Here is a 380-nt window from a genome sequence, read left to right as displayed (position 1 = left end):
CTTTCACTGGAGTTGGATGAACTTCGAGTCCTCAAAACGCCGTGTATTCTCCACTGGGATTTCAGTCACGTCGTCGTGCTGGTCCGCGGACAGCGTAACCGTTATGTACTGCATGATCCGGCCAGGGGCATAAGATATATCAGCCGGGAGGAAATGAGCCGATATTTTACAGGCGTTGCACTTGAGGTCTGGCCCGGAAGTGAATTCCAGTCGGAAACCCTGCAGACCCGCATAAGTCTTCGTTCACTGATTAACAGTATTTACGGTATTAAAAGAACGCTGGCGAAAATTTTCTGTCTGTCAGTTGTAATTGAAGCAATCAATCTGCTAATGCCGGTGGGGACACAGCGGGTTATGGATCATGCTATTCCTGCGGGGGA

The 380-nt window shown here is 49.5% G+C and carries 1 protein-coding gene; it reads left to right on the top strand.

Going from position 1 to position 380, the window contains the following annotated elements; genetic code table 11:
* On the top strand, positions 1-380 hold a 380-nt coding region (locus tag RTW80_RS27645; protein WP_312721299.1), incomplete at both ends, for a cysteine peptidase family C39 domain-containing protein.

It is taken from the genome of Escherichia sp. AM3 (assembly GCF_032029835.1).
GTDB lineage: Bacteria > Pseudomonadota > Gammaproteobacteria > Enterobacterales > Enterobacteriaceae > Escherichia > Escherichia coli.
The sequence above is the reverse complement of the archived record's forward strand: the minus strand, read 5'-3'. Positions and strand labels throughout refer to the sequence as shown.